Source organism: Bradyrhizobium sp. TM102 (genome assembly GCF_009176685.1).
Classification (GTDB): domain Bacteria; phylum Pseudomonadota; class Alphaproteobacteria; order Rhizobiales; family Xanthobacteraceae; genus Bradyrhizobium; species Bradyrhizobium ottawaense.
The window spans coordinates 2,320,288-2,345,978 of record NZ_AP021855.1; the positions used below are offsets into that span (position 1 = coordinate 2,320,288).

Annotated in this window: 25 protein-coding genes; 11 read left to right on the plus strand and 14 right to left on the minus strand. The window is 65.7% G+C overall.

Features of this window, described 5'->3' with window-relative positions; translation table 11 throughout:
• Positions 1-226 precede the first annotated feature (226 nt).
• Positions 227-949, plus strand: coding sequence for a hypothetical protein (locus tag GDN70_RS10920; RefSeq protein ID WP_152102506.1), 723 nt, complete (start codon positions 227-229; stop codon positions 947-949).
• Between the two features lie 30 nt (positions 950-979).
• Here GDN70_RS10920 and GDN70_RS10925 read toward each other — a convergent pair whose 3' ends face one another.
• Positions 980-2,158 (minus strand): cytochrome P450, encoded by a 1,179-nt coding sequence (locus tag GDN70_RS10925; RefSeq protein WP_097668403.1) that lies wholly within the window; start codon positions 2,156-2,158, stop codon positions 980-982.
• Positions 2,159-2,172: 14 nt separating this feature from the next.
• Positions 2,173-3,381, minus strand: coding sequence for an ABC transporter substrate-binding protein (locus tag GDN70_RS10930; RefSeq protein WP_028145507.1), 1,209 nt, complete (start codon positions 3,379-3,381; stop codon positions 2,173-2,175).
• Between the two features lie 100 nt (positions 3,382-3,481).
• Here GDN70_RS10930 and GDN70_RS10935 point away from each other — a divergent pair, with 100 nt between their 5' ends.
• Both GDN70_RS10935 and GDN70_RS10940 read left to right on the plus strand, forming a co-directional pair.
• Entirely contained in the window at positions 3,482-3,973 is a 492-nt protein-coding gene (locus GDN70_RS10935; RefSeq protein ID WP_152102507.1) for a MarR family winged helix-turn-helix transcriptional regulator, read from the plus strand.
• A 177-nt stretch (positions 3,974-4,150) separates the two neighbouring features.
• Positions 4,151-5,089 (plus strand): LysM peptidoglycan-binding domain-containing protein, encoded by a 939-nt coding sequence (locus GDN70_RS10940; protein ID WP_152102508.1) that lies wholly within the window; start codon positions 4,151-4,153, stop codon positions 5,087-5,089.
• Positions 5,090-5,143: 54 nt separating this feature from the next.
• On the opposite strand, the gene GDN70_RS10945 is transcribed toward GDN70_RS10940, so the two are convergent.
• Positions 5,144-6,217: a tartrate dehydrogenase gene (locus GDN70_RS10945; protein ID WP_152102509.1), complete on the minus strand. Its 1,074-nt coding sequence runs from the start codon at positions 6,215-6,217 to the stop codon at positions 5,144-5,146.
• Positions 6,218-6,363: 146 nt separating this feature from the next.
• Between GDN70_RS10945 and GDN70_RS10950 the strand changes: the two genes are divergently transcribed.
• Positions 6,364-7,281 (plus strand): LysR family transcriptional regulator, encoded by a 918-nt coding sequence (locus GDN70_RS10950; protein WP_152102510.1) that lies wholly within the window; start codon positions 6,364-6,366, stop codon positions 7,279-7,281.
• A gap of 37 nt (positions 7,282-7,318) precedes the next feature.
• On the plus strand, positions 7,319-8,143 hold the full coding sequence (locus tag GDN70_RS10955) for an aspartate dehydrogenase (protein WP_152102511.1): 825 nt from the start codon (positions 7,319-7,321) through the stop codon (positions 8,141-8,143).
• Between the two features lie 2 nt (positions 8,144-8,145).
• Here the strand turns inward: GDN70_RS10955 and GDN70_RS10960 are convergent, their stop codons facing one another.
• The 9 genes from GDN70_RS10960 to GDN70_RS11000 form a co-directional block, all read right to left on the minus strand.
• Positions 8,146-9,450 (minus strand): sorbosone dehydrogenase family protein, encoded by a 1,305-nt coding sequence (locus tag GDN70_RS10960; RefSeq protein ID WP_028145501.1) that lies wholly within the window; start codon positions 9,448-9,450, stop codon positions 8,146-8,148.
• Positions 9,451-9,593: 143 nt separating this feature from the next.
• Positions 9,594-9,803: a hypothetical protein gene (locus GDN70_RS10965; protein ID WP_028145500.1), complete on the minus strand. Its 210-nt coding sequence runs from the start codon at positions 9,801-9,803 to the stop codon at positions 9,594-9,596.
• A 248-nt stretch (positions 9,804-10,051) separates the two neighbouring features.
• Positions 10,052-10,678 (minus strand): isoprenylcysteine carboxylmethyltransferase family protein, encoded by a 627-nt coding sequence (locus GDN70_RS10970; RefSeq protein ID WP_028145499.1) that lies wholly within the window; start codon positions 10,676-10,678, stop codon positions 10,052-10,054.
• A gap of 27 nt (positions 10,679-10,705) precedes the next feature.
• Complete coding sequence (locus GDN70_RS10975) at positions 10,706-11,737, minus strand: NAD-dependent epimerase/dehydratase family protein (protein ID WP_038971227.1); 1,032 nt, start codon at positions 11,735-11,737, stop codon at positions 10,706-10,708.
• A gap of 28 nt (positions 11,738-11,765) precedes the next feature.
• Positions 11,766-12,284, minus strand: coding sequence for a DUF962 domain-containing protein (locus tag GDN70_RS10980; protein WP_038947651.1), 519 nt, complete (start codon positions 12,282-12,284; stop codon positions 11,766-11,768).
• 172 nt (positions 12,285-12,456) lie between these two features.
• Positions 12,457-13,128, minus strand: a complete 672-nt coding sequence (locus tag GDN70_RS10985) for an OmpA family protein (protein ID WP_038947650.1) — start codon at positions 13,126-13,128, stop codon at positions 12,457-12,459.
• Positions 13,128-13,541, minus strand: a complete 414-nt coding sequence (locus GDN70_RS10990; protein WP_038947649.1) for a hypothetical protein — start codon at positions 13,539-13,541, stop codon at positions 13,128-13,130. The genes GDN70_RS10985 and GDN70_RS10990 overlap by 1 nt, the downstream gene beginning before the upstream one ends.
• Positions 13,542-13,629: 88 nt before the next feature.
• Entirely contained in the window at positions 13,630-13,917 is a 288-nt protein-coding gene (locus tag GDN70_RS10995) for a type II toxin-antitoxin system HicB family antitoxin (protein ID WP_038947648.1), read from the minus strand.
• A gap of 9 nt (positions 13,918-13,926) precedes the next feature.
• Positions 13,927-16,542: an ATP-dependent helicase gene (locus GDN70_RS11000; protein WP_038971226.1), complete on the minus strand. Its 2,616-nt coding sequence runs from the start codon at positions 16,540-16,542 to the stop codon at positions 13,927-13,929.
• Between the two features lie 236 nt (positions 16,543-16,778).
• Between GDN70_RS11000 and GDN70_RS11005 the strand changes: the two genes are divergently transcribed.
• Positions 16,779-16,952: a DUF1328 domain-containing protein gene (locus GDN70_RS11005; protein WP_018319670.1), complete on the plus strand. Its 174-nt coding sequence runs from the start codon at positions 16,779-16,781 to the stop codon at positions 16,950-16,952.
• A gap of 16 nt (positions 16,953-16,968) precedes the next feature.
• Here GDN70_RS11005 and GDN70_RS11010 read toward each other — a convergent pair whose 3' ends face one another.
• Positions 16,969-17,475 (minus strand): thioesterase family protein, encoded by a 507-nt coding sequence (locus GDN70_RS11010; protein ID WP_038971225.1) that lies wholly within the window; start codon positions 17,473-17,475, stop codon positions 16,969-16,971.
• Positions 17,476-17,558: 83 nt separating this feature from the next.
• Here GDN70_RS11010 and GDN70_RS11015 point away from each other — a divergent pair, with 83 nt between their 5' ends.
• The 3 genes from GDN70_RS11015 (at position 17,559) to GDN70_RS11025 (ending at position 20,823) form a co-directional block, all read left to right on the plus strand.
• Positions 17,559-18,983, plus strand: a complete 1,425-nt coding sequence (locus GDN70_RS11015; RefSeq protein ID WP_028145491.1) for an FAD-binding oxidoreductase — start codon at positions 17,559-17,561, stop codon at positions 18,981-18,983.
• Positions 18,984-19,118: 135 nt separating this feature from the next.
• Positions 19,119-20,417, plus strand: coding sequence for a Spy/CpxP family protein refolding chaperone (locus tag GDN70_RS11020; RefSeq protein WP_095426086.1), 1,299 nt, complete (start codon positions 19,119-19,121; stop codon positions 20,415-20,417).
• A gap of 34 nt (positions 20,418-20,451) precedes the next feature.
• Positions 20,452-20,823 (plus strand): hypothetical protein, encoded by a 372-nt coding sequence (locus tag GDN70_RS11025; protein WP_028145489.1) that lies wholly within the window; start codon positions 20,452-20,454, stop codon positions 20,821-20,823.
• 52 nt (positions 20,824-20,875) lie between these two features.
• On the opposite strand, the gene GDN70_RS11030 is transcribed toward GDN70_RS11025, so the two are convergent.
• Positions 20,876-22,348, minus strand: coding sequence for a caspase family protein (locus GDN70_RS11030; protein WP_038971222.1), 1,473 nt, complete (start codon positions 22,346-22,348; stop codon positions 20,876-20,878).
• Between the two features lie 427 nt (positions 22,349-22,775).
• Here GDN70_RS11030 and GDN70_RS11035 point away from each other — a divergent pair, with 427 nt between their 5' ends.
• Positions 22,776-23,807 (plus strand): TRAP transporter substrate-binding protein, encoded by a 1,032-nt coding sequence (locus GDN70_RS11035; RefSeq protein WP_028145487.1) that lies wholly within the window; start codon positions 22,776-22,778, stop codon positions 23,805-23,807.
• Positions 23,807-25,681, plus strand: a complete 1,875-nt coding sequence (locus tag GDN70_RS11040; protein ID WP_028145486.1) for a TRAP transporter large permease subunit — start codon at positions 23,807-23,809, stop codon at positions 25,679-25,681. The genes GDN70_RS11035 and GDN70_RS11040 overlap by 1 nt, the downstream gene beginning before the upstream one ends.
• The last annotated feature ends 10 nt before the right edge of the window (positions 25,682-25,691 follow it).

A 25,691-nucleotide genomic window follows, 5' to 3' on the forward strand; every position in this document is an offset into this window, starting at 1 on the left:
GGTCAGCGGAGCCCTGAGATAAGAACGCCTTTGCCGGGCCGCAATTGGCGAGAGAAAAATGGTCTCAAAACAGGCCCTTCGGTGGCAGGTTTCGGGCAGGTGTTGCGCGATGGTCACGGGCTGTGGCTAAGATTGCCATTCACGCGGCTCTTTGTTGCGTCTGCGAGCAGGCCATGGCTACGATTCCGACCGATCGCAAAGCGTATTGTCCCCAGGGAAAAGATCGATGAGACCGAACGGCCGTCACACCGCCGGCGTCAGCCAATTGTCCGCCCTCCGTGCATGGGCGATGGGCCTGCTCCTGCTGTCAGCTGTTGCCATCAGCCCGACCACGGCCCGGGCGGCCCCGAGCCAAGCCCAGGTCGCGACCACGCATGTCTATCTGCTCCGCGGCGTGCTCAACATCTTCTCGCTCGGCCTCGACACGATCGGCGCCCGGCTCCAGGCGCAGGGCATCCCGGTGACGGTCGCCAACTTCGTCTCCTGGTCCTCGCTCGCCGATGAAGCCGCGACCGCCTACAAGGCCGGCCGGCTCAAGACCATCGTCCTGGTCGGCCATTCCTCCGGCGCGACCGCGCTGCCCGACATGATCGCGAAACTCAACCGGCTGGGCGTGCCCGTGAAGCTCGCGATCGGCCTCGATTCCGTGTTCAAGACCAAGCTCTCGACCGGCGCGGAGCGTTACATCAACATCTATATCGGCGACGGCCCCGGTGAGCCGGTCAAGCGTGCCGACGGTTTCCGCGGCAAGCTCGACAATGTCGACGTGCGCGGCACCGGCGTCGGCCATATCTCGATCGACAAGAACGAGGCGATCCAGCGCCGCGTCATCGCCGAGATCGACGCCGCCATCATGCGCTCGCGCGCGCCGGCGGCGGTCCCGGTCGCCGAACCCGGCGCACCGCGGCAGGCGCGCTCGGCGGCCGCAACGGCGCCGGCAAGGAACTGAGCCGTCGCATCCTCCCCCGCGTGATGCCGCCTAAGCGGGCGTCACGCGGACCGGCATGCTCTCCAGCCCGCGCAGGGAATTGTTGAGCCTGCGTTTCGGCTCCGCCGTGAGCTCGATGGTCTTCACGCGCCTCGCAAGCTCGCTGAAGATCAATTCGCCTTCCAGACGCGCGATCATCTGACCGACGCAGGCGTGGATGCCTGCGCCGAAGCCGACATGGCCGGTCGCGGTCCGTTCGACCTCGAAGCGATCGGCTCCGTCCCATCGGGCCGGATCGCGGTTGGCGGAGGCCATGAACAGCAGCACCTTGCGGTGTGCCGGGATCACGCCGCCGCCGATCTCGACGTCGCGCGAGGTGGTTCGAAAGAACGTCTGCACCGGTGAATCGTAGCGCAGGCCTTCCTCGAAAGCGTTGCGCGCCAACTCCGGCCTGTGGTGGAGCTTGCGGTATTCATCCGGATGGGTGGCGAGCGCGAGCAGGGTGTTGCCGATGCCGTTGACGGTGGTGTCGATCCCCGCCGTGAGGAACGGCCGCACCAGATGCGTCGCCTCGTGCTCGGTAATCTCGCCGTCGTCGGCTGCCTGGTAGATCATCATGCCGAGGCTGTCGGGCCGCAACGCATCTCGTGCGCAGCAGTCCATGATCCAGCTCTGGGCGGCGAGGCCTTCCTTGCGTGAAGCCGCTAGCATCTCGTTCTCGGGGCCAAAGCTGTCGAACACGAATGTGCTCCAGGCCAGCAGCTTCTCGCGGCCGTCCGCCCGGATGCCGATCGCATCCGGAAACACCTTCATCGGATAGGCTTCGGCAAGATCGGTGACGGCATCGAACGTGCCTTTGTCGATCAGCTCCGTGACCTTCTTCTCCGCCTCCTGCTGAAACGTCTCGCGCAGCTTCCTCGCGACGCCCGGAGACAGCGTGCGGCCGAGGACCCGCCGGCCCTTGTCGTGATCGGGCGGATCGATCTGGAGCGTCAGCGGCTTTGGCAGCGCAGGGTTCATCCCGTTGAGCCCGACGCCCTCGCCACTGATGAACGTCTTCCAGTCCTTCAAGGCCGGCTCGACCTCGCCATAGCCCGCCATCGCCCACACGCCGTAACGCTCCAGCGCGAACACGGGCCCGAGCGCGCGTAGCGCTTCATAGGCAGGATAGGGGTTCAACAGGAAGTCAGGCGCAAACGGGTCGACCTGACTGGAGGCGATGCCGCTCATGGTCAGCTCCGCGTCTATGGTTTGCTGAGCGGGCACTGGCCATCGCTCTCCGAGCGGAACGCGTCCTCGCCCTTGATGGTGGCGACGACCTTCAGCAGATCCCACGCCGAGGTCGATTCCTCGGGCGACTTGACCTGCAACAGGTAGAGCGGGTGGATCTTGCGTCCGTCCTTGCGGATATAGCCCTTGCCGAACAGAACATCGTCGGTCGGCATCTCCTTCATCGCGGCGACGACGGCCTTGCCATCCTTGGCGCCTCCGACCTTGTCGACCGCTTTGAGATAGTGAATGACCGAGGCATAGACGCCGGCCTGCATGTCGTTCGGATAGGCCTTCGAAGGAATCCGTTCGGCGAAGCGTTTTGCGAAGGCCCGCGTGCCGTCGTTCAGATCCCAGTAGAACGGGTTCATGATCTGCGCGCCTTGCGCAAACTTCAGGCCCAGTGCGGGAAGCCCGTTCATGCCGAGGATCAATCCGACCAGCTTGTGGTCCTTGGTCAGTCCGAACTCGGCGGCCTGCTTCATCGACGTGATGGTGTCGTCACCGGCATTGGCGAAGCCGACGACGTTCGCGCCCGACGCCTGGGCCTGTAGCAGGAAAGAGGCGTAATCGGCCGTTCCCAAGGGATGCCGTACGCTGCCGAGCACCTCGCCACCGGCCGCTTTCACGGCCTCCGCAGCCTGCTTTTCCAGATCATGACCGAAGGCGTAGTCGGCGGTGATGAAGAACCATTTCTTGCCGCCCTGCTGGACGATCGCCTTGCCGAGACCGCGGCCGTAAGAATAGGTGTCGTAGGTCCAGTGCACGGTGTTCGGCGTGCATTTCTCGCCGGTCAGCAGCACTGTTCCGGCGCCCGATCCGACGAAGACCTTGTTCTTCTCGGCGCTCATGCCGGCCACCGCAAGCGCGATCGACGAGTTCGGGAGGTCGAAGATCGCATCGACGCTGTCGTTCTCGTACCAGCGCCGCGCGATGCCGATCCCGATGTCGGTCTTGTTCTGGTGGTCGGCCGCGACGACCTCGACCGGCTTGCCGGCGGCCTTTCCGCCAAAATCCTCGACGGCCATTTTGGCGGCAACGACCGAGCCGATGCCCTGGTAGCTCGCGAACGGACCCGACTGGTCGTTCAGGATGCCGATCTTCACGACGTCCTGGGCCAACGCCGGCGCCGTGGCGAGCGTTGCGGCCAAAATGCACAATTTGTGCAGGAATTTGCTGTTCATTGTGTCCCTCCCATAGGCGGTCTTGGTGCCGCTGAATAATAGTTATATTTTATAGCTATTTTTGAGAGTGTCAATTCGGCCGTCCCTGGGATTGAGAATCATGAGCCCGAAGCCTCTAAGCGGAGCCAAATCCGCTCCGCAAAAGTCCGCTCAGCAGACGGAGAAATCGCTGGACCTGCGCGCGCTCCAGCGCACCCCCGGCTTCATGCTGCGCCTGGCGCAGCTGAAATTCTTCGAGGGCTTCTACGAGGAGTTCGCCGCCTTGGGCCTGACGCCCGCGACCTATGCGATCTTCGCCGTCATTCGCGACAATCCCGGCGTGCCGCCGAGCAGCCTCGCCGGCCTGCTGCGGCTGCGGCTGCCGAACCTGATCAAGATCCTGAACGAGCTGGAATCATCCGGCTTCATCAAGCGCAACCGCTCGAAGTCCGATCGCCGCGCCGTCGAGCTCATGCTGACGCCGAAGGGCGCAAAGCTCATTGCGGAGGGTGCAAAGCTGACGGAGCCCTATAATCGGAAGATGCTGGCGCCGCTCAGCGAGGCCGAGCAGCGCACGCTGCTCGAATTGTTGAACCGGATGCTGCCATTTTAGCCGTTCGCGCGCGAGGACTGGGGCCAATCGTCGCAAAGTCCGGTCGCGCCGCCAGGCGTGCGGTGAGAGTTCGCACTCGGAGGAGATAGCCGGTTCCGTGCCCCAAATTCCACCCAATCGGCCGTCACTAAGCCGGCGGGGGAGGTGATCGCCTCCCGTCGTGGGACTGCTGGATTGATGATTGATTTGAGGCGACTAGTCGCGCTGGCAGCCGTTGCGCTGCTCGCCCTGAGCCCCGGCATGGCCGCCGCCTCACCTGCCAAGTCCAAGGCCACCGCGGCCGCACCCGCCGTACCCGCCGCGCCGCCGTTCGAGCCGTTGCCGCCGCCGAACGTCTATCTGTTCCGCGGCGCCATGGGCCCGATCTTCTCGACCGGCATGGACCGGCTCGGCGAGAAGCTGACACAGGCCGGCTTTTCCGCCGATGTCTACGAATTCACCCTCTGCCGGTTCATCGGCAACCGCGTCATCGCCAGCTACAAGGAGAAGGCGGCGCCGATCGTGCTGATCGGGCACTCCATGGGTGGTCTGTGCTCGATCGTCATCTCCGAGATGGCGGCCAAGGAGAGCATCCCGATCAGCCTCGTCATCGCCATCGATCCCGCGCATGCGACCGGCGACGTGCCGCTCAATGTCGAGCGCTTCATCAACATCTTCCTGTCCGACAGCGTGCTCGGCGGCGGCGACGTCGTGGCGGTCCCCGGCTTTCGCGGTCATTATGCGAGCTACGATCTGAAGGAAAACAGCCGCGTCTCGCACATCAACATCGAGAAATCCGACGACATCCATCGCCAGATCGTCGAGATGGTGACCCAGCTGCCGCGCATTCCGCCGCAGACCCAGGCCGGCGCCGTGCCGCTGCGTTATCTGGTGCCTGCGGATACGCTGGTCGAATTGTGGGATAGTGGCGTGCGGGTGCCGGTGCGGCGCGGCGACACCATGGAGAGCATCGCCGCCGCCAATCGCGTGCCGCTGTGGACGCTCGCGCAGAGCAACTCGCTTGCAGAGAACGCGCAGCTCACGCCCGGACAGACCATCATCGTGCCGCGCCATCTGGCACCGCCCGAGCCGGCCGCCGCGATGGCGACGCCGGCTCCACCGGCGGGGCGGAGGTAGTTAATTCACACCCGTCATGCCCGGGACAAGCCCGGCCATGACGTCGAGGGGCGATCACACATTCGAGCCGTTGATCGCGTCGATCACGGCATCCGTCACTTCCTTTGTCGTCGCCTTGCCGCCGACATCCGGCGTCAGCAGGCCCGCCGCGCAGACGCGCTCGACCGCCGCCATCAGCCTTGAAGCGGCGTCCTTCTCGCCGAGATGCTCGAGCATCTGCGCGCCGGTCCAGAAGGTCGCGACCGGATTGGCGATGCCCTTTCCGGTGATGTCGAAGGCCGAGCCGTGGATCGGCTCGAACATCGAGGGGAAACGGCGCTGCGGATCGATGTTGCCGGTCGGCGCCACGCCGAGGCTGCCGGCCAGCGCGCCGGCGAGGTCGGACAGGATGTCGGCATGCAGATTGGTCGCGACGATGGTGTCGAGGCTTTTCGGATGCAGCGTCATGCGCACCGTCATGGCATCGACCAGCATCTTGTCCCAGGTCACGTCGGGGAATTCGGTCGCGACCTCGGCCGCGATCTCGTCCCACATCACCATGCCGTGGCGCTGCGCGTTCGACTTGGTCACGACGGTCAGGAATTTGCGCGGGCGCGACTGTGCGAGCTGGAACGCATAGCGCATGATGCGGGTGACGCCGACGCGGGTGAAGATCGCGACCTCGGTGCCGACCTCTTCCGGCAGGCCCTTGTGGGCGCGGCCGCCCATGCCGGCATATTCGCCTTCCGAGTTCTCGCGCACGATCACCCAGTCGAGATCGCCGACACCGACATTGCGCAGCGGCGAGGCGACGCCGGGCAAGATCTTGGTCGGCCGCACATTGGCATATTGGTCAAAGCCCTGGCAGATCGGCAGGCGCAGGCCCCACAGCGTGATGTGGTCGGGCACATCAGGCGCGCCGACCGCACCGAAATAGATCGCGTCGAACTTCTTCAACTCGGTGAGGCCGTCGGCCGGCATCATCACGCCGTGCTTCTTGTAATAGTCCGAACCCCAGTCGAACGTCCTGACGCTGAAGGCGAGGTCGCCGCTGCGTTTTGCCAGCGCCTCCAGCACGCGGATCCCGGCCGAGATCACCTCGGGGCCGATGCCGTCGGCGGGAATGGCTGCGATCGAATGAGTGCGCATGAGAATGCTCCGTGTGAGAGATCGCGCCGGCATATCTGGCTGTCTGCGTCGCCAGCGAATCTAGACGGGAGTGCAGGGCGGATTCAATTGGCGCTGGTTTATACAAAAAAATGATATAATCCTCGCGAGGCGAGAGGATTTGCGGAATGGAATTGCATCAGCTCCGGTGCTTCGTGGCGGCGGCCGAGCAGCTGCATTTCGGCCGGGCGGCGCAGCAGCTCCAGATGCTGCCTTCCGCGCTTGGCCGCCAGATCAGGCTGCTGGAGGAGGATCTGGGCACGCGGCTGTTCGCGCGGACGACGCGTGCAGTGTCGCTCACCGAGGACGGCGCGACGCTGCTGCGCGATGCCCGCGTCATCCTCGCCAAGGTCGAGGCGGTCGAGAGCAATCTGCGCAACCGCTCCCGGGCGGGGACTGCGCGGCGGCTCCGGATCGGCGCCATCGACAGCGCAGCCGCCGGGTTGCTGCCGCCGCTCTTGCGCGACTTCCGCGCCAAGCATCCCGACATCGCGGTGCAGCTGCTCGAGGACAAGACCGTCCGGCTGCTGCCGAAGATCCTGACCGGCGCGCTCGATCTCGCCTTCGTTCGCCCGCCCGATCGTGCGGACAAGCGGCTCGAATTCCGCGATCTGCTCCAGGAGACCGCGATCGTGGCGTTCCCGCAGCGCCACGCGCTGGCCGCGCGCAAGTCGATCACGCTGGCCGACATCGCCGACGAGGCGATGCTGGTGCCGGACCGCCGTTCGCGGCCGCACAGCCATGACCTCACGATCAAGCTGTTCGAGCAGGCAGGCCTGACGCCGCGCATCGTGCAGGTCGCCGACGAGAAACAGACCATCATCAACCTGGTGGCCACGAAGCTCGGAGTTGCGATCGTGCCGCGCTGGACGGCGCGGATGGCGGTCACGGGCGTGCGCTTCGTGCCGCTGCGACCAAGGCAGAGCGGGCCGGTCGGCCGGCTGCCGCTCGCCGCCGCGTGGTTGCGCGGCTCGCGCGATCCGGCCCGCGATGCCATGCTGGCGGTGCTCGAGGCGCGCCTGCGCAGCTATGCGCGGGAGGCGTGAGGGGCTATGACGGAAGCTCGGACCAGAGGTGAGTGCGATGACTGAACAGAGAGCTTCGAGCGCGTTGCGGGTCGCCATCGCCGGGCTGGGCTCGATCGGCACGAAGATCGCGACCGCGCTCGATCAGGGCATTGAGGGACTGGCGCTGTCGGCCGCGGCTGTGCGCGATCCCGCCAAGCATCAGGCCTTCATCGGCGGTCTGCGTCATCCGCCAAAGATCCTGCCGATCGATCAGCTCGGCGAGGTCGCCGACATCGTGGTCGAGTGCGCACCGAGCAGCCAGTTGCGCGCGATCGTCGAGCCTGCGGTGAAGCGCGGCAAGGCGGCGGTCGTGGTCAGCGTCGGCGGATTGCTCGACAATTTCGATCTCGTCGATCTCGCGCGTGCCAATGGCGGCCGCATCATCGTGCCGACCGGCGCGCTGATCGGGCTCGACGCCGTCAACGCCGCTGCAGTCGGAACCATTCATTCGGTGAAGATGGTCACACGCAAGCCGATCGACGGGCTGAAGGGCGCGCCGTTCATCGTTCAGAACAACATCGACATCGACAATCTGCGCGAGCCGCTGAAGCTGTTCGAGGGCAGCGCGCGCGAAGCCGCTAAGGGCTTTCCGGCGAACGTCAATGTTGCCGTTGCACTGTCGCTGGCGGGCATCGGGCCCGATCGTACCCAGATCCAGGTCTGGGCCGATCCGGCCGTGACGCGCAACGTTCACCGGATCGAGGTCGAGGCGGATTCGGCGCGATTCTCGATGGGGATCGAGAACATCCCGTCCGAGAATCCCAAGACCGGGCTGATCACGGCGTTGTCCGTGATCGCGCTGCTTAAGAAGCAGCGCGCCACGTTGTGTGTGGGGACGTAACTCTACGCCCCCGTCACCCGCCAGATCACGTTGCCGACGTCGTCGGCCATCAGCAGCGATTTCTTGTCGGGGCCGATCACGACGCCGACCGGGCGGCCGTAGGATTCCTTCTCGTCCGGGGACAGGAAGCCCGACAGGATGTCGCGACCGGGGCCGGACGGCTTGCCGTTCTCGAACGGGATGAACACCAGCTTGTAGCCGGACAGCGTGCTGCGATTCCACGAGCCGTGCTGGCCGATGACCATGCCGTCGGGGAAGCCCGGCAGCGTGCCTGCGGGCATCCAGCACAGGCCGAGCGAGGCGGTGTGGCCGCCGAGCGCGTAGTCCGGTTGAAGCGCCTTGGCGACCATCGCAGGATCCTGCGGCACGCGGTCGTCCACCGTCTTGCCCCAATAGCAATAGGGCCAGCCGTAGAAGCCGCCGTCGCGCACCGACGTCAAATAATCCGGCGGCGTCTCGTCGCCGAGCCCGTCGCGCTCGTTGACGACGGTCCAGAGCACACCTGTATTCGGCTCCCACGCAAGCCCAACCGGGTTACGCAGGCCCGCGCCGAAAATGCGGTGCGTGCCGGCAACGAGGTCGAGCTCGTAGACCGCGGCGCGGCCTTCCTCGACCTCCATGCCCATCTCGGCGATGTTGCTGAGCGAGCCGACTCCGGCATAGAGCTTCTTGCCGTCGGGGCTTGCCAGCAGGCTGCGGGTCCAGTGTCCGCTTGGCTTGAACGTCGTGAGCCGCTTGCCCGGCGCGGTGATGCGGTCGGCACCCGCGACATAGGGAAACGCCATCACGCCGTCGGTATTGCCGACATAGAAGGTCTCGCCGACCAGCGCCATGCCGAACGGCTGGCTGAGATTTTCCATGAAGGCGCCGCGTTGCTCGGCGACGCCGTCGCCGTCCTTGTCACGCAGCAGCGTGATGCGGTCGGCGGACACGCCGAGCGCCGCGGCGCGCCGCATCGTTGCCTGCATCGCGTAATGAAACACGCTGCGCGGTGCGCCCGCGATCTGCGTCGCCTCCGCAATCAGCACGTCGCCATTGGGCAGCACCTCGATCCAGCGCGGATGGTCGAGCCCGGTCGCGAACGCGTTGACCTTGAGCCCGGGAGCGACCGTCGGCTTCTGGCCCTCGCTCCAGCCGCGCGCGGTCGGCATCTTCAAGGTCGGGATCGCGCCTTGCGGCTTGGCCTCGGGAATGGCGGGCTTCTCTCCCCAGGCCGGCGCAGGCACGGTGCCTGACAGCTTCCGCCATTGCAGTGCGACGCCGCCGAGGAGCGCAACGAACTGCGCAAAGATGCTGGAGAAGGTCATGAGAGGGCCCCTGTTTGCGCGCGCATCCAACTGGCTGACGGGGCAGACGTCAACCTGTGCGAGGTGCCGGCCGGGCCTATTCCCGCGGAATGGCAGCCGATCGATTTTGCATGGGACGAACGCTGGCGGGGCTTGCCCGGAGATCAGCGAGGGATCTGCCGCTCCAGTCGCCGTGCCGCACGAAAATCGTTGAGGTGATGGATGTTCGGCACCAGCGCGGCCTCCTTGGACAGCAGATGATAGACCCGCGCCACCGTGCGCTGCTTCTGCTTCGGTCGCCCGCGCGGCAGCGCCCGCGCCTTGCGGACAGCGGCGATCGCATGCTCGCGAAAATAATCGTAGGCGTCCGACATGGCTCGATGCTCGCGCAGGTGGCAGCTGTCGAGGGATAACGGGCTTGGGGAGGGGCGGTTCCTTGGTGCGTCCAAGCACGCGCTTGGTGCCCCGGACGCAGCCCAGCGCGTCTTCGCGGTGCGATGCAGAGCCGGGGCCCATCTCACCGCCATGTAGTACGTCGCTATCTGGGTCCCGGCTCTGCGCAGCAACGCCAAGGGCGTTGCAGCGCGTCCGGGACACGAGAGTGAGGCGAGCTGCTAAGCCCTCACCGCGGCGACAGGAACGGGATGATCATCGGCACGCGCCGGCAATAGGCGCCGTAGGCGTCTTCGCCAAGCTCCTTGGAGAGGAACACCTCTTCCATCCGGCCCTTCTGCCACATGCCGAGCGAGATCAGGATCGCGCCGAGGATCGCGGTGACGGTGCCGACTGCGATGCCGGTGGCGAGCATGCCCGCGATCAGGCCGGTGTAGATCGGATGGCGCACGATGCCGTACGGCCCGGTGTCGACGACGCGGTGGTCTTCCTTGTGGGTGATGGTGTTGGACCAGAACTTTCCGAGATGCAGCCGTCCCCACCAGGTGAAGGAGATGCCGGCGAGCACGATCAGCGCCGTGATGTAGACAGCCGTGTTGCTGAACACCCAGAGCGGCTTCTCACCGAGCACTTCCGCGGTCCACGGCGTGAACAGGATGCCGCCGACCAGGATCGGGATGCGATAGCGGCCCGACTCCAGCGTCAGCACCTGCTTCTGGGTGCGGCCCTGCCAGAACGAGGCGCCGACCCAGCTGGCGAGCCAGGCGAGCCAGATCAGGGCGAGCAGTTGCGTCGGCCAGGTCGTGGTCCAGCCACCCCAGGCGACAGAGAGAAGCTTGCTGAAATCGAAGGACATGAAGGTTCTTTGCGTTGGGCGGCGGCTTCAGCTCGCGCGCGAGGAGAGCGCGTGATGCTTGATGGCGCCGGAGGGCTGCTGGCCGTTGCGGGCGAGCAGATGGGTGATGGTTTCGCGCAGCACGGGCTCGATCGGACGCGGCGCGTAACCGAGCTCGGTGCGCGCCTTGCCGATCGAGAGGTCGCTCGCCGCGAGCGCAATGCGCACGCCCTCGGCGGTGCCGTTGGGCGGCCGGCGCGTGACACGATCGGCGAGGTATTCGAGCACGATGCCCGAGAGCTCGGCGATCTTGCCGGGCACGACGACCGGGAACTGCCGGCGGCCGCTCATCGCCGACATCATCCGCAGGATGTTGCCGAGCGGGACGCAGTCGCCGCCGAGGATGTAGCGCTGGCCGATGCGGCCGCGCTCCATGGTCAGCACGAGGCCCATGGCCACGTCGCGGACGTCGACGAGGTTGACCAGGAAGTTGAGATGCGGCTGCACCTTCTTCTGCAGGAAGTACCACAGCATCGCCGTCGGCGGCGTCAGATTGTGGTCGGCCGCGCCGATCGGCATGGTCGGCGTGCCGATCACGAGCGGAAAGCCGCTGGCCGCCGCTTTCGCGGCATGATGCTCGGCGAGCGACTTCGACCGCGTATAGGCGCCCGGCATCGCGTCGGCCGGCTGTAGCGCCTCTTCGGCGGCTGCGCCTTTGAGGTCGGAATAGGGGAACAGGATCGATTCCGTCGAGCAATGCAGGAAGCGCGACACGCCGCGCTTCATTGCGGCCGCGAGCACGATTTCGGTGCCGCGACAGTTGACCTCGTGAAAGTCCTGCTTGTTGGCGACCCACATGCCGGGCAGGCCGGCGAGGTGATAGACCTGATCGACCCCGGCGATCGCAGTATCGACTGCTGCGCCGTCGAGCACCGAGCCGTGGACGAATTCAACGTCCGCGTTGGCCGCGGCCGGCGCGCGGACATCGAGAACGCGCACCCGCTGCCCACGGGCGCGGAGCGCTTCGACGAGGTGATGTCCGATGAAGCCACTGCCACCGGTAACCAGTACGAGAGCCATGCAGAAGGTTGCTGTTTCGCGTCTAGAGCTATCGGGTTGAAAGGGAATTGGCCGGAAGAGGCGCCAGAATCGCGGCAAGGTCGCGACGGAAGCCCAATGCAATGAATAATTTTGCCATCACGAACATCGGTCCAAGCAAAAGATGCGAAGGAAAAGTGAACAACGAGGCTTCGCGGCCCTCAAAAACCTTGTGACCGATGGCCTGCGCGGCGAGGCCGAGCGCCACCAGCGCGGCGAAAATCGCCCACATCGTCGCGGTGCTGACTTGCGCCGCAACGGTCGTCGCAACCGAAAACAGCACGATAGAGACCGCCAGAATGCCGATCCCGAGCGCCACATCGAGCAGCAGCCAATATATCAGGACCGGCAACGCCAGGATCACCGCGAGGCTGACATCGAAACCGAACAGCGGAAGCCTGACCAGCGTCAGCGGCATCACGGCGCCGGTGAACAACAGGAGAATACCGACCACATGCATCGCCGTGTTCCGGGGGTCGCGATGGTACTCGACATAAACGGCAAGTTGGCGCTGAAAATAGCCACCCATTTCGGTCTCATGCAGCACGGGGTCGGGGAAGGGCGAACAGAGGCTATAGCACTGGACCGGGCGGTGCACAAACCGGCGCTTTTGTCGCGTGAAACCGCATTTGTGCGCCCCGAACAGGCTACAAAACGATCGGGACTTCAAAGGGTTCCGTCGGGTGCGAAGTTGCGTTTGCTCAGCGCTTCTTGGCGGGCTTTTTCGCCGCAGGCGCAGGCGCCGCAGCCGGATGCGCAGGCGCCTCCTCGGGCACCTTGGCATAGGTCAGGATTTGCAACTGGCCGTTGACGGCCGAGGTCGGCTTGGCCCGGTCGAGAAACTGCTCCTCGCCGAGCCCGATCGGATGCAGCCGCTTGGTCGAGATCTTGAACGTGTTCACCAGCACGTCGCGGATCGCGTCGGCGCGGCGCTGGCTCAGGATCGCGTTGGCCTCGCGCGTCTTCGAGTTGGATTCGACGTGGCCGACGATCAGGAACGTGTAGGGCAGCAGCGAGGAATGAACCAGCGCGTCCGCGATGCGGCCGACGGTCTGGTAGGAGGCCGGCTGGATGATCGGCGTGTCGGCATCGAACTGGATCTGCGCGTTGAAGGCGGGTAGCTTGGCGAGGTCAGGCGCGATCGGCGGCCGGTTCACCGGACCCGGATCGTTCTTGATCCTGGCCTTGGCGCGCTCCATCACCTGCTGCTTCAGCGCGGGAAGGTCGACCTCGGCGGCTTCTTCGAAATGGTTGAGCTTGCCGACGATGTCGTCGCGGGTCGGCGCCGCCGTCTGGGCGACGGCAGTGCCCGCGAGCAAAGCGAGGCCGAGCGCGACCGCAGTTCCGGCAATGAAAAGCCTGCTCGCGCGCATCAGCGGTACCCCGCGTCGTCGACGGCTTTCAGGCAGTTGTTGCTGATGCCCTTGGGCGTCGAAACCAGGCAGGGGATCGACTTGCTGGTCTCCTTGGTCGAGCCGCCGCAGACCTTGACGATCTCGCGCTGGCAGGCGTTCGCCACCGTGACGCGCGCGGCGACGCGCTTCTGGATGGCGTCGAACGCGCCGAGATAGTCGCTCGCGCATTGCTGGGACAGCACGTCGCGGTTGCGCGACAGGCACTCCTTCAGGCGGGTCGAATCCGGGTTGACGCCGCGGCAATTGGCGACGATTTCCGCACCGCAGCTCTTGGCCAGGAGCCCGATCGAATCGCCAAAGCTCATGGTCTCCGCCGCGCTAAGCGACGGCATCCCCAATGCCAGCAAGATCAGTGCGATGCCCCGGACCATGGTTGCATCTGATACGGGGAAGTTCGGGCTGGTCAAGGGCTGTTCGGACGAGAACTGTCGAAGGCCCGGCGAGTGCGGCGAACAGTCCTCACTCGTCGGCGTCTTCACGGGGCGGCCATTCGATCAGGGCGACCGTGTGTTTCCTGAGGTCGTCGGCGAACTCAGGCTCGGCCTTGAGCTCGTCCAATGTTCTGGGCGGAGGAAGCTGCCGGCCGTCCGCGATCAGCTCCTGCGCATAGAAGGCGAGTGCCTCGGGTGCACTCTCCAGGGCCTCCTCGACATCGTCGCCGCCGGAGATGCAGCCGGGCAGGTCGGGAAACCACAGGCTGACAGCGTCGGGATCGGTGTCTTCGATGATGGCAACATACTGAGCCATATCGGGCGCTCACGCCCGCTGCACAAAGCTGTCCACGACCTTCTTCTCGCCGGCCTTGTCGAAGGCGATGGTGAGCTTGTTGCCGTCGATCTTGGTGACGCGTCCGTAGCCGAATTTCTGGTGGAAGACGCGGTCGGAGAGCGAGAATTCGGAAGTTGTGCCGGTGGATTTGGCGACCAGCTCGCCCTCGATCGTCAGGGGACCGCGGCGGCGCGAGGAGAAGCTGCCGAAGTCGGGGCCTGATGACGAGGAGGATGAGAACGTCGCAGCCTCTTCCTCGAAGCCGCCGCTTCCAACGCTGCCGCCACCGCCGCCATTGCGGCCGCCGCCCCGGTTGCGGTTGGCCTGGGCGCGCTGCCAGCCCGGCGTCGAATAGGTGGAGCCGAACGCCTCCATGTCGTCGAAGCGTGAGGCGCCGTAGCCGCCGGTGCCGCCCCAGGCCGAGCCGCCCTTGGATTCGGTGATCTCGACATTGGCCGCCGGCAGTTCGTCGAGGAAGCGCGACGGGATCGTGGTCGACCAGGTGCCGTGGATCCGGCGGTTGGTGGCGAAATAGATCATGGCGCGGCGGCGGGCGCGGGTCAGGCCGACATGGCCGAGCCGGCGCTCCTCCTCGAGGCCGGCGCGGCCCTGTTCGTCCAGCGTGCGCTGGCTCGGGAACAGGCCTTCCTCCCAGCCCGGCAGGAACACGTTGTCGAATTCGAGCCCCTTGGCCGAATGCAGCGTCATCAGCGACACCGCGTCCTCATCGGCGCCGCTGTCGCGGTCCATCACCAGCGAGATGTGCTCGAGGAACCCTTGCAGGTTCTCGAACTCCTCCATCGAGCGCACCAGCTCTTTCAAATTCTCCAGCCGGCCTGCGGCGTCCGCCGAACGGTCCTTCTGCCACATCTCGGTATAGCCGCTCTCGTCGAGCACGATCTGGGCGAGGTCGGTGTGCGCGGTGACCTCGCGCTGGGCGCGCCAGCGGTCGAACTGGGCGACGACCTCGCGAAGCGAGCCGCGCGCCTTCGGCTTCAGCTCGTCGGTCTCGACCACGGCGCGGGCCGCCTCGAACAAGGGAATGCGGCGCTTGCGGGCGTGGTCGTGCAGCATCTGCACGGTAGCGTCGCCAAGCCCGCGCTTCGGCACGTTGACGATACGCTCGAAGGCGAGGTCGTCGGCCGGCGAATTGATGACGCGCAGATAAGCCAGTGCGTCGCGGATTTCGGCGCGCTCGTAGAAGCGCGGGCCGCCGATGACGCGGTAGGGCAGGCCGAGCGTGACGAAGCGGTCTTCGAACTCGCGCATCTGGTAGGAGGCGCGCACCAGGATCGCGATCTCGTTGAGCTTCTCGCCGCGGCGCTGGATCTGCTCGATCTCCTCGCCGATGCCGCGGGCTTCCTCTTCCGAATCCCACGAGCCCGTGACCGTGACCTTCTCGCCGTCCTGGTCCTCGGTGCGCAGCGTCTTGCCGAGCCGGCCTTCATTGTGCGCGATCAGGTGCGATGCGGCGGCGAGGATGTGGCCGGTCGAGCGATAGTTGCGTTCCAGGCGAATGACCTTGGCGCCAGGAAAATCGTGGTCGAAGCGCAGGATGTTGTCGACCTCGGCGCCGCGCCAGCCATAGATCGACTGGTCGTCGTCGCCGACGCAGCAGATGTTCTTGGTGGGGGGCGTCTGCTCCCTCGCCCCGCTTGCGGGGAGAGGGTCGGGGTGAGGGGGAGTCTCCACGAGCGCGGTGCTCGGAGAGTCCCCCTCACCCGCCGCGCTTTGCGCGTCGGCCTCTCCCCGCAAGCGGGGAGAGGCGAAGGACGGGGACGACGGCGCCTGCGACAGCAGCCGCAGCCACAGATATTGAGCGACGTTCGTATCCTGGTACTCGTCGACCAGGATGAATTTGAAACGCTGCTGGTACTGCCTGAGAATATCCGGATGCTCGCGGAAGATGCGGATATCTTCCAAAAGCAGATCGCCGAAATCGGCCGCGTTCAAAATCTTCAGCCGCTCCTGATAGCTCGCATAGAGCTTGCCGCCCTTGCCGTTGCCGAACATGGCGGCTTCGCCTGACGGCACCTGCGACGGCATCAGGCCGCGGTTCTTCCAGCCGTCGATCAGGCCGGCGAGCATGCGTGCTGGCCAGCGCTTGTCGTCAATGTTCTCGGCCTGCAGCAGCTGCTTCAGCAGCCGCACCTGGTCGTCGGTGTCGAGCACGGTGAAGTTGGACTTGAGCTGCGCCAGCTCGGCATGGGTGCGCAGGATGCGGCCGCCGATGGAGTGGAAGGTGCCGAGCCACGGCATGCCCTCGACGGCATGGCCGAGCATCTGGCCGAGCCGGTGCTTCATCTCGCGCGCCGCCTTGTTGGTGAAGGTCACCGACAGGATCTCGGCGGGGCGGGCGCGGCCCTGGCTCAGGATATGGGCGATACGCGTCGTCAGCACGCGCGTCTTGCCGGTCCCGGCGCCGGCCAGCACCAGGACCGGGCCGTCCAGCGTCTCCACGGCCTCGCGCTGCTCCGGATTGAGCCCGGACAGATATTTCGGGCCCACCGAGGCGCGCGCACGCGCGGCAATGCCGCCGGCTGCGGGTTGGTGGTCGGGGACGTTCTGGGACGTGATCTTGCTCGGCTCGGTCATGCGAATCATTGGCCCCACGATGGCACCGCGGGGTGGCGGAAGGGAGCCTTCTAACAGGGATGGTGCCTATATGGGGCGGCGGAATGAGGTTTTCCACGTGCGCGGCAGGCCAATTTGTTCCTGCGGGCCTTTCGAATTTCCACCCTGCGCGGATCGGAACCATCGTTCCCGCCTCGAGATTGTCTGGGCAGGTGGCGCGGCCAGCCGCGCCAAACGCAGACAGACATCAAGACGAGGATTTTACCATGCTTGGCTGGGTTGTGACGTTTCTGGTTATCGCATTGATCGCCGGCATCCTGGGCTTCGGCGGCATTGCCGGCGCCTCGATCGAGATCGCCAAGATCATCTTCTTCATCGCGGTCGTTCTGTTCCTGGTCTCGGCCGTGGTCGGCCTGGCCCGCGGCCGCAACAGGGTCTAGTGCGCCGGATCACGCGCTACCGCCTCGAGGGCATCGCCACGTTGCGGCCGATGCCCTCGGGGCGCGAGACCGCGCTGTGGGCCCTTGTGACCGCAGCGATGCGCTCGCTTATATCCGGCGGAAAAGGCGCAACCTTGCGCGAGTTCATGTCCATATGAAGCGACATGTTCTCGGACGTCGCCGACAGCCAGCCTTCGCTTGCGTGCCGCATCTCCTCGAACGTGTGCAGCCGCTTGTCGTCGGCCTCCAGCAGCCAGACCAAGATCTGCACGGGATCGCCGAGGTGGATTTCGCGCAAGTAACGCACGTGGCATTCGGCGGTGAAGGTCGAGCCGTGGCGTTCCTTCATGTAAGTCGGCCCGATGCCGAGCTCGGCCCAGAGCTGGTCGATCGCGCGGTCGAACATCACGTTGTAATAGGCCATGTTGAGATGGCCGTTATAATCGATCCATTGCGGCTCGATCTGCATGATCGAGGCGCGGAATGGCTGTGCTTGGGGCGCTGAGGCGGCAGTCTCCGGCATGTTTTCTTCCAGCTATGCGTCCGGTCGCTTGACTTGACCGGTTTTATGTCCTTTGCCACGGTTCTTCTGTCGGGAGGAATTCCGTGGGTACGACCATCACCAATAATCCGCCGCGGCCGGAGCCGAAAGCCCTCGCGAGCGCACTGGAGCAGCTTGCCGCACGCTTCGGCAACCGCCTCATCACCTCGCAGGCCGTGCGCGAGCAGCACGGCCATACCACCACCTGGATTCCCAACCAGCCGCCTGATGGCGTGGTAATGGCGCAGGAGACCGCCGACATCCAGGACGTGGTGCGGATCTGCGCCAAGAACCGTGTCCCCGTCATTCCTTTCGGCACCGGCACCTCGCTCGAGGGCCAGGTCAACGCGCCGGCCGGCGGTATCTCGATCGACCTGCGTGACATGAATAAGGTGCTCGCGGTCCACGCCGAGGACCTCGACTGCGTGATCCAGCCCGGCGTCACCCGCAAGGCGCTCAACGAGCATCTACGCGACCAGGGCCTGTTCTTCCCGATCGATCCCGGCGCGGATGCCTCGCTCGGCGGCATGGCCTCGACCCGCGCCTCCGGCACCAATGCAGTGCGCTACGGCACCATCCGCGAGAGCGTGCTGGCGCTGAAGGTGGTGCGCGGCGACGGCGAGATCATCACCACGGGCACGCGCGCCAAGAAGTCATCCGCCGGCTACGACCTCACCCATCTGTTCGTCGGCGCCGAAGGCACGCTCGGCATCATCTCGGAATTGACCATCCGCCTGCGCGGCATCCCCGAGACGATCGCGGCCGGTGCGGTGTCGTTCGAGAGCGTGCACGGGGCCTGTCAGGCCGTGATCCTGGCGATCCAGACCGGCATTCCCGTGGCGCGCATCGAGCTTCTCAATGCCGCGCAGGTGCAAGCCTGTAACGCCTATTCGAAGCTGACGCTGCCGGAGACGCCGCTGCTCCTGATGGAATTCCACGGCAGCGAGATCGAGGTCGCCGAGCAGTCCAAGGCGTTCGGTGAGATTGCGAGGGATTGCGGCGGCGGCGAATTCTCCTGGACCACCAAGCCGGAGGATCGCACGAAGCTGTGGCAGGCGCGGCACGACGCCTATTGGTCGGTGAAGGCGCTGCGGCCCGGCGACAGCATCGGCGTGGTCGCAACCGACGTCTGCGTGCCGATCTCGCGGCTTGCCGATTGCGTCAGCGAGACCGAGGAAGATCTCAAGCGCCTCAATCTGTTGTCGCCGATCGTCGGCCATGTCGGCGACGGCAATTTCCATTGCTCGCTGGTCTGCGACACCAACGACGCGGCCGAGATGGCGCGCGGCGAAGAGTTCATGCATCGCCTGGTCGAGCGCGCGCAGGCGATGGACGGCACCTGCACCGGCGAGCACGGCATCGGCCAGGGCAAGCAGAAATACCTTAAGGCGGAACTCGGCCCCGAGGCGCTCGATGCGATGCGGGCACTGAAGAAGGCACTCGATCCGCTCAACATCTTCAACCCCGGCAAGATCGTGCCGGAGGCGTAGGCCTTCGGCACAACAAAGCCGCCGCAGGGCCCATGCCGTCCACCGGTCGGGGGGCGGGAACTTTCGGCAATCCTGTCGGTTCCAATTCCCGCCAAGTTCCGATGCCTCAATGGCGCGGCTCTGCGGGAGGATGCGATGGTGCGACCGGTCATTGGAATTGCCGCGATGGCGCTTGCCTGCATGCTGGCGGGCGCGGCTCTGGCGAAGGGCGGACATGGCGGTGGCCATGGAGGCGGCCATGGAGGCGGGCATGGCGGTGGCCATCACGGCGGCGGACATTTCCGTGGCCACGGCGGTGGACATGGGCATGCCGGCGGGCATCATCGCGGCATGCGGTTCACGTCCGGGGTCCGACGCGGCGGGCCCAACTTCGGTCAGATCCGCAATGCGGCGATCCGCCCCGCGAGCTTCCGCAATGCCCTGAACACCAGCGCATTCCGGAACGGCCGGCTGATCAGCAATCCGGCAGCGCGTACACAGATCGTGGCAGCAGCCGCATTGGCCGGCTGGAGCGGCGCAAGCAGCGGATGGTGGCAGCATGCGGGCGGCGGCTATGGCTGGGTCGGGCCGCTGTTCTGGCCGTTCGCCTATAACGACCTTTACGACTACACGATCTGGGGCGACGGGCTCGGCTTCTGGGGGTACGGCTATCCGGACATCTATGCAGGCATTTTCGGCCCCTATGGCTATGATCGCCTGTCGGCCTATCTGCCGCAGCAACCGCAGGGACGACGACGGGCGCGTAGCGCACCGCTCGATCAGCTCTGCGGCAGTGACCGCCGTGCCATCGCCGGACTACCGATCGATCAGATCGCATCCGCGGTGCAGCCGACAGATGCGCAGGGCGCCGCTCTCGATGCGCTCGGCAATGCCTCAGTCGACGCGGCAGCGCTGATCCGCACATCCTGTCCGACGCAGGCCGCAGCGACGGCGCCCGGCCGGCTCGCAGCGATGCAGCAGCGCATCGAGGCGATGCAGAAGGCTGTCGAGCTGGTCCAGCCCGCGCTCGACCAATTCTATGGCTCGTTGAACGACGAGCAGAAGGCGCGCTTCAATGCGCTGGCCGAGGATCAGCGTCGTGCGACGGCACCGAACAATGCGAGGGAAGCGTCGGTGCAGTCTTGCAATGTGACCGCCGCGTTCGATTGGCCCGGTGCTGCGATCGATGAGAGGCTTCGTCCGAGCGACACCCAGCGTGCGGCGCTCCAGGTGCTCCAGGATACCAGCGCCAAGGTCAGCGCATCGCTCAAGGCGGGCTGCGAGCCCAATGATGTGATGACACCGCCGGCACGCATGGCCACAATCCGCAAACGGCTCGATGCGATGCTGGACGGGATCAAGTCGGTGCGCGCGGCGCTCGATGATTTCTACGCCACGCTCAACGACGAGCAGAAGGCGCAGTTCGAGGCGATCGGGCCGCGCCGCACGTCCTGAATAGTGCAAGCCAATAAAGGCCACGGGTGGGGCAATGAAGTGGTTTGCAAGGCGGCAGCCGGCCGACATCTGGGATGAGCCGATCCAGGGACCGATCGGCGATATCGACGCGGCGGAGCGCATTCGTAACATCTGCGAGGCTGCGAGAGCGGGCGCGGAGGCTGTCGGAGGCTCCGCACAGGCTGATAAGCGCGAACGTGAGCGCTTTGAACGTGCAGCCCGCGTCGCGATGGAAATTGCGATGAAGATCGCAGACGATCTGATGCGCGACGATGCGGTCCGCCGCATCGTCGACCTCTGCGTGAAGGCAAATGATATCAAGACGGCGCAGATCCTGTTTCGCGCGATCCAGGCGGGCTGGATCCGGGAGGCCGTCCAACACGACTATCCGGCGCTGGCGCAGTAGATCCGGCTCGCGCGTCGGGCGCGAGCCGGATCAATGTCTATGCCGGACAGTCTCAGTATCTGCGGTAGTCGCCGCGATAATGGTCGCCGCCGCCGCGGCCGCCCATTCCCATGCCGATCCCGATTCCGATGCCGATACCCTGCATCACGGCGCCGGGCGGCGGGCCGGGGGGCGGCGCGCGCTCGTAGACCACTTCCTCGGGCGGCGGGCGGCGCTTCGGCGGTGTCTCGACCACCTTGCGCTTGGGCGGGGTGTCGTCGACGCGCTTCTTGATCACGGGCGCGACGCTCGGAGTGACCGGCGTTGCCGGGCTCGACGGCGTCGAGCACGGGCAGGTCGGGCCCATCGCGACGGCGACCGGGGTCGCTGCGGCGGCGATGGGGACGCCGTAGTTGCGGTTCTGCACGCGGAGCAGCAGCCTGCGCGCGGTTGCCGCGAGATCGCTGTTGTCCCAGTTGGCGAGATAGGCCTCGAACGAAGCGCGGGTGTTGATCGCAGTTGCGCGTTCCCAGGCCAGCATCTGGCGTCGCCGTTCCAGCACCGTGCGCACGCGCGGCGTGCGGGTGTCCTGAGCGTAGAGCTCGATATAGGCCTGATACGCCGGCACCGTGTCGTCGGTGATGACGAGTTCATAGGCGACCATGGCCGGCTTGCCCTGCAAGTCCCTGCGCCAGTCCTCGACGCTGCGCGTGCCGCTGGCGAGCGCCATCGAGGAGGCGCCCGGCATGGCCGGCTGGCTGCCGCTGCTCTCGCCGAAGAACTTGAAGTCGGTTGTCAGCGAGGAGCTTTCCCAGGGGATCTGCCGTCCGTCGGTCGATTGCGCGACGGCGACGCGGATGCGCTTGAACACTTCCTCGATCGGTAGATTGGGCTGCTTGGCAACGGTCAGCGCTGCCGTGGTGTAGGGGCTGTCGATGCCACTGCCGTCCTCGGCCTCGGCGCCGGGCGAGGTTGAATAGGAGATGAAGGAGCCCGGCGCGCCGGCCTTGGTGTCGACGATCGCAAGCCCGTGGCCGGCGCCGCTGAGCGCCGGGAACGGATTGTTGCGGCAGGCATCGAGCATGAAGATGCGCGCCCGCGTCGGCAGCGCGCCGAGCGTGTTGAGCATGTCGTTCAGCCGCACGCCCTGGAGCGGAATGTCGGCCTCGCGCTTGGGATCGAGATCGACCGGCACCAGATAATTCTCGCCGTCGATCTGCAGGCCATGGCCGGCATAAAACACCAATGCCACCGTGTCGGCGCCGCTGGCGCTGACCTTGCCGGCGAAATCCGAGATCGCCGCGCGCATCTCGTTCTGCGCCAGGTTGGCGGCCGTGGTGACGGTGAAGCCGGCATTGCCGAGCAGCTCCGTCATGCCCTTGGCGTCGTTGGCGGCGTTGGGCAACTCGGGCACGGTGCGATAGGCGGATTGGCCGATCACCAGCGCGAGCCGCGCTTCGGCCGCGGCCATCGTCGGTGTCATCAACTGTGCGAGCGCAAGAAAACCGGAAGCAAGAAGCAAATTGGGAAGGGCTGGACGGCGCATGATGTCACCTCCATCGGCAATACGCGCGATGATGTCACTTTTTCTAGGGGGCCGCCATGCGCCTGTCTGTGCACTGGATCACGCTCGGCGTGCGGCAAAATGGGGCAGAACGTTTGCCGGAGCTGGAAGGGCATCGTTCTGGGCACATCCATGTGAATTGCGCATTGATCCATGCTCCAATTGGATCGATGCCAAGTCTACGCGAAAGCGCCCTCGCGCAGATGAGGCCGCAGGCCGATCCGCATCGCAAATGCCGGGAATCACAGTCGTTCTGGAGCGCTCGCGGACTGACGGAACGCGCCGCGGGCGCGCTCTGTGGCGGCCGGCCGCCACGCTTGCCTGCGCCGTCGCTTTGGCCATACAGTCCACGCAACAGGCCACGGCAACGACCGCGGCGAACAAAAAATAATGTGGGAGAGACCGCACCATGACCATCGTGCCCGTGAACCGTCGCGCGTTCATCAAGTCATCGGCGGCGGTCACCGCCGGCCTCGTGCTCTCCCCCGCCATCATCGGCCGCGCCGAAGCCGCGACGCTCAAGCTGAAATGCTCCTCCTCGCTGCCGAACGATCCCAAGTTCGCCAACGGCCGCGTCTACTACGACAACCTCGTCAAGAATTTGAAGGGTAACGGGCTCGGCGAGCAAGTCGAGGTCGCGTTCTTCCCCGACAACCAACTCGGCCAGGAGATCGACGTCATCAACTCGGTGAAGCTCGGCGTCATTGATCTCATGGTGTCAGGCTCCTCGATCTCGGCCAATCTGGTGCCGCTGGTCGGCACCTACGATCTCGGCTTTCTGTTCTCCAGCTTCCCGCAGCAGACCAAGGCGTTCGATGCCGGCGCCGCCAAGCCGATCGAGGACGCCCTGCTCAAGGGCGGCAACATCCGCATCATCGCCTGGGCCTATAATTTCGGCTCGCGCAGCGTATTGGCGAAGAAGCCGGTGAAAACGCCGGAAGATCTCGCCGGCCTCAAGATCAGGACGCTGCCGAACCCCGTCATCACGGAATGCCTGCGGCTGATGGGCGCCGCCGCGACGCCGCTGGCCTTCGGCGAAATCTATACGGCCTTGCAGGCCGGCGTGCTTGACGGCCTGGAGCACGATCCGCCGACGATCCTGGCCAGCAAGTTCTTCGAGACGGCGAAATTCTACGCCCTGACGCAGCACAATTTCTCGCCGCTTGCGATCTACTTCAGCGACATGACCTACAACCGCATGGACCCGAAGCTGCGCGAGGGCTTTCTCGATGCTGCGAAGAAGGCCGCGGCCGACACGCGTGCCCATGGGCTTGCGGTCGAGAAGGAGGCGCTGGCGGCCTTGACCGAGAAGGGCGTGACGGTTGCCGAATGCGACCGCGAGGCCTTCAAGAAGCGGGTCGCGCCGCAGACCGAGAACTTCATCAAGGCCCGGCCGGAATCCAAGGCCGTCATCGACATCATCCGCGCGACGCAAGCCTGATGGCCAGGTCTGAGATGGTGGTGACGGCCGCCGTGCCCGTTTCGGCCGGCCGCCACGGCAGCATCGCCCTGCTGCTTCAGCTCAGCGACGCGATCGCGGCCATCCTGCTCGCCGCCGATCTCGTGGTGGTCTGCGTCTCGGTGCTGCTGCGTTTCTTCTTCAACGCGCCGGTCGAATGGTCCGACGACGTCGCGCGCGGGCTGATGGTCGGTTCGGCCTTCTTCGGCGCGGCGAGCGCGCTCGCGCGCGGCGAGAATGTCGGCGTGTCGTTCTTCCGCGATCTCCTGCCGCTGCGCCTGCGCGCGCTGGTCGATGCCGCCGGCGCTCTGCTGGTGGTGCTGATCTCGGGTTACGTCGCCTATAATGCCATCAAGCTGGGCTCATTGACTGCAGGCCAGACCACCGGTTCCGGCCTGCCGCTGGAGCTGACGTTCTATCCGATGGGCGTCGGCGCGCTGTTCATGACGGTGTTCGCCATCGACCATCTCTGCGCGAGGCCGCTTCCCGATATCGTCAGGGGGATCGTTGCGATCATCGTCGTCACCGGGCTCTATCTCGCCTGGGATTATCTGTCGCCGTCCTCGGTGCCGTCGGCGGGCACCTTGATGCTGATCGGCTTCTTCGTGACGCTGTTCGGCGGATTGCCGATCGGCTTTGCGCTGGCGCTTGCCGCGCTCATCTTCATCTGGGTCGAGGGCGCGCTGCCCGGCGTCATCTTCGCCCAGCAGATGGCGCGCGGCATCGACAATTTCGTGCTGCTTGCGATCCCGTTCTTCATCCTCGTCGGCTATCTCATGGAAGCCAACGGCATGTCGGTGCGCCTGATCGAGCTGTTGCAGCGCGGGGTCGGCCGCATGCGCGGCGGACTGAACGTCGTGATGGTGGCGTCGATGGTGCTGTTCTCGGGCATCTCGGGCTCGAAGATGGCCGATGTCGCCGCGGTCGGCTCGGTGCTGATCCCGGCGGCGCGCCGCTCGAAGCAGAACCCCGGCGGCGCAGTGGCGCTGCTGGCGGCGTCCGCGGTGATGGCGGAGACCATCCCGCCCTGTATCAACCTGATCATTCTGGGCTTTGTGGCCAATTTGTCGATCGGCGGCCTGTTCGTTGCGGGGCTCTTGCCGTCGGCGCTGATGGCGCTGGTGCTGATTGCGGTGTCCATCATCTTCGGCAAGCGGCCGGACAAGGTCGAGGACGTCGAGCCGCAGATGCCGGTGTCGGGGCTGTGGAGCGGCGCGATCGCCTCGTTCGGCCTGATCTTCATGATCTTCTTCGGCTTCAAGAGCGGCTTTGCCACCGCGACCGAGATCTCGGCCTTCGCGGTGGCCTATGCGCTCGTCGTCGGCAGCGTGGTGTTCCGCGAGCTCAGCTTCAAATCGGCCGCGCACAGCTTCGTGCAGGCGGCGACGCGCGCCGGTCTCGTGCTGTTCATCGTCGCCGCCGCGCAGTCGCTCGCGTTCACGCTGACCTTGCAGCAGGTGCCGCATGCGGTCGGCGATTTCATGCTCGGTTTGTCGAAGACCTCAGGCGTCTGGCTTTTCATCCTGCTCGCGATCGCCGTGCTGATCGTGATGGGCTCGGTGCTGGAGGGCGCCGCCGCGCTGATCATCTTCGGGCCGCTGCTGTTGCCGGTGGCCGTGCAGCTCGGCGTCGATCCCCTGCATTTCGGCGTCGTGCTGGTCATCGCCATGGGCATCGGTTTGTTCGCGCCGCCGCTCGGGCTCGGCCTTTACGGTGCCTGCCTGATCGGCAACGTGCCGATCGAGCAGACGGTGAAGCCGATCATGGGCTATCTCGGCCTGTTGTTCCTCTGCCTGCTCGTCATCGCCTTCGTGCCATGGCTGTCGACCGCGCTGCCGCGGGCATTCGGTTACTGAAGGAGTTTTG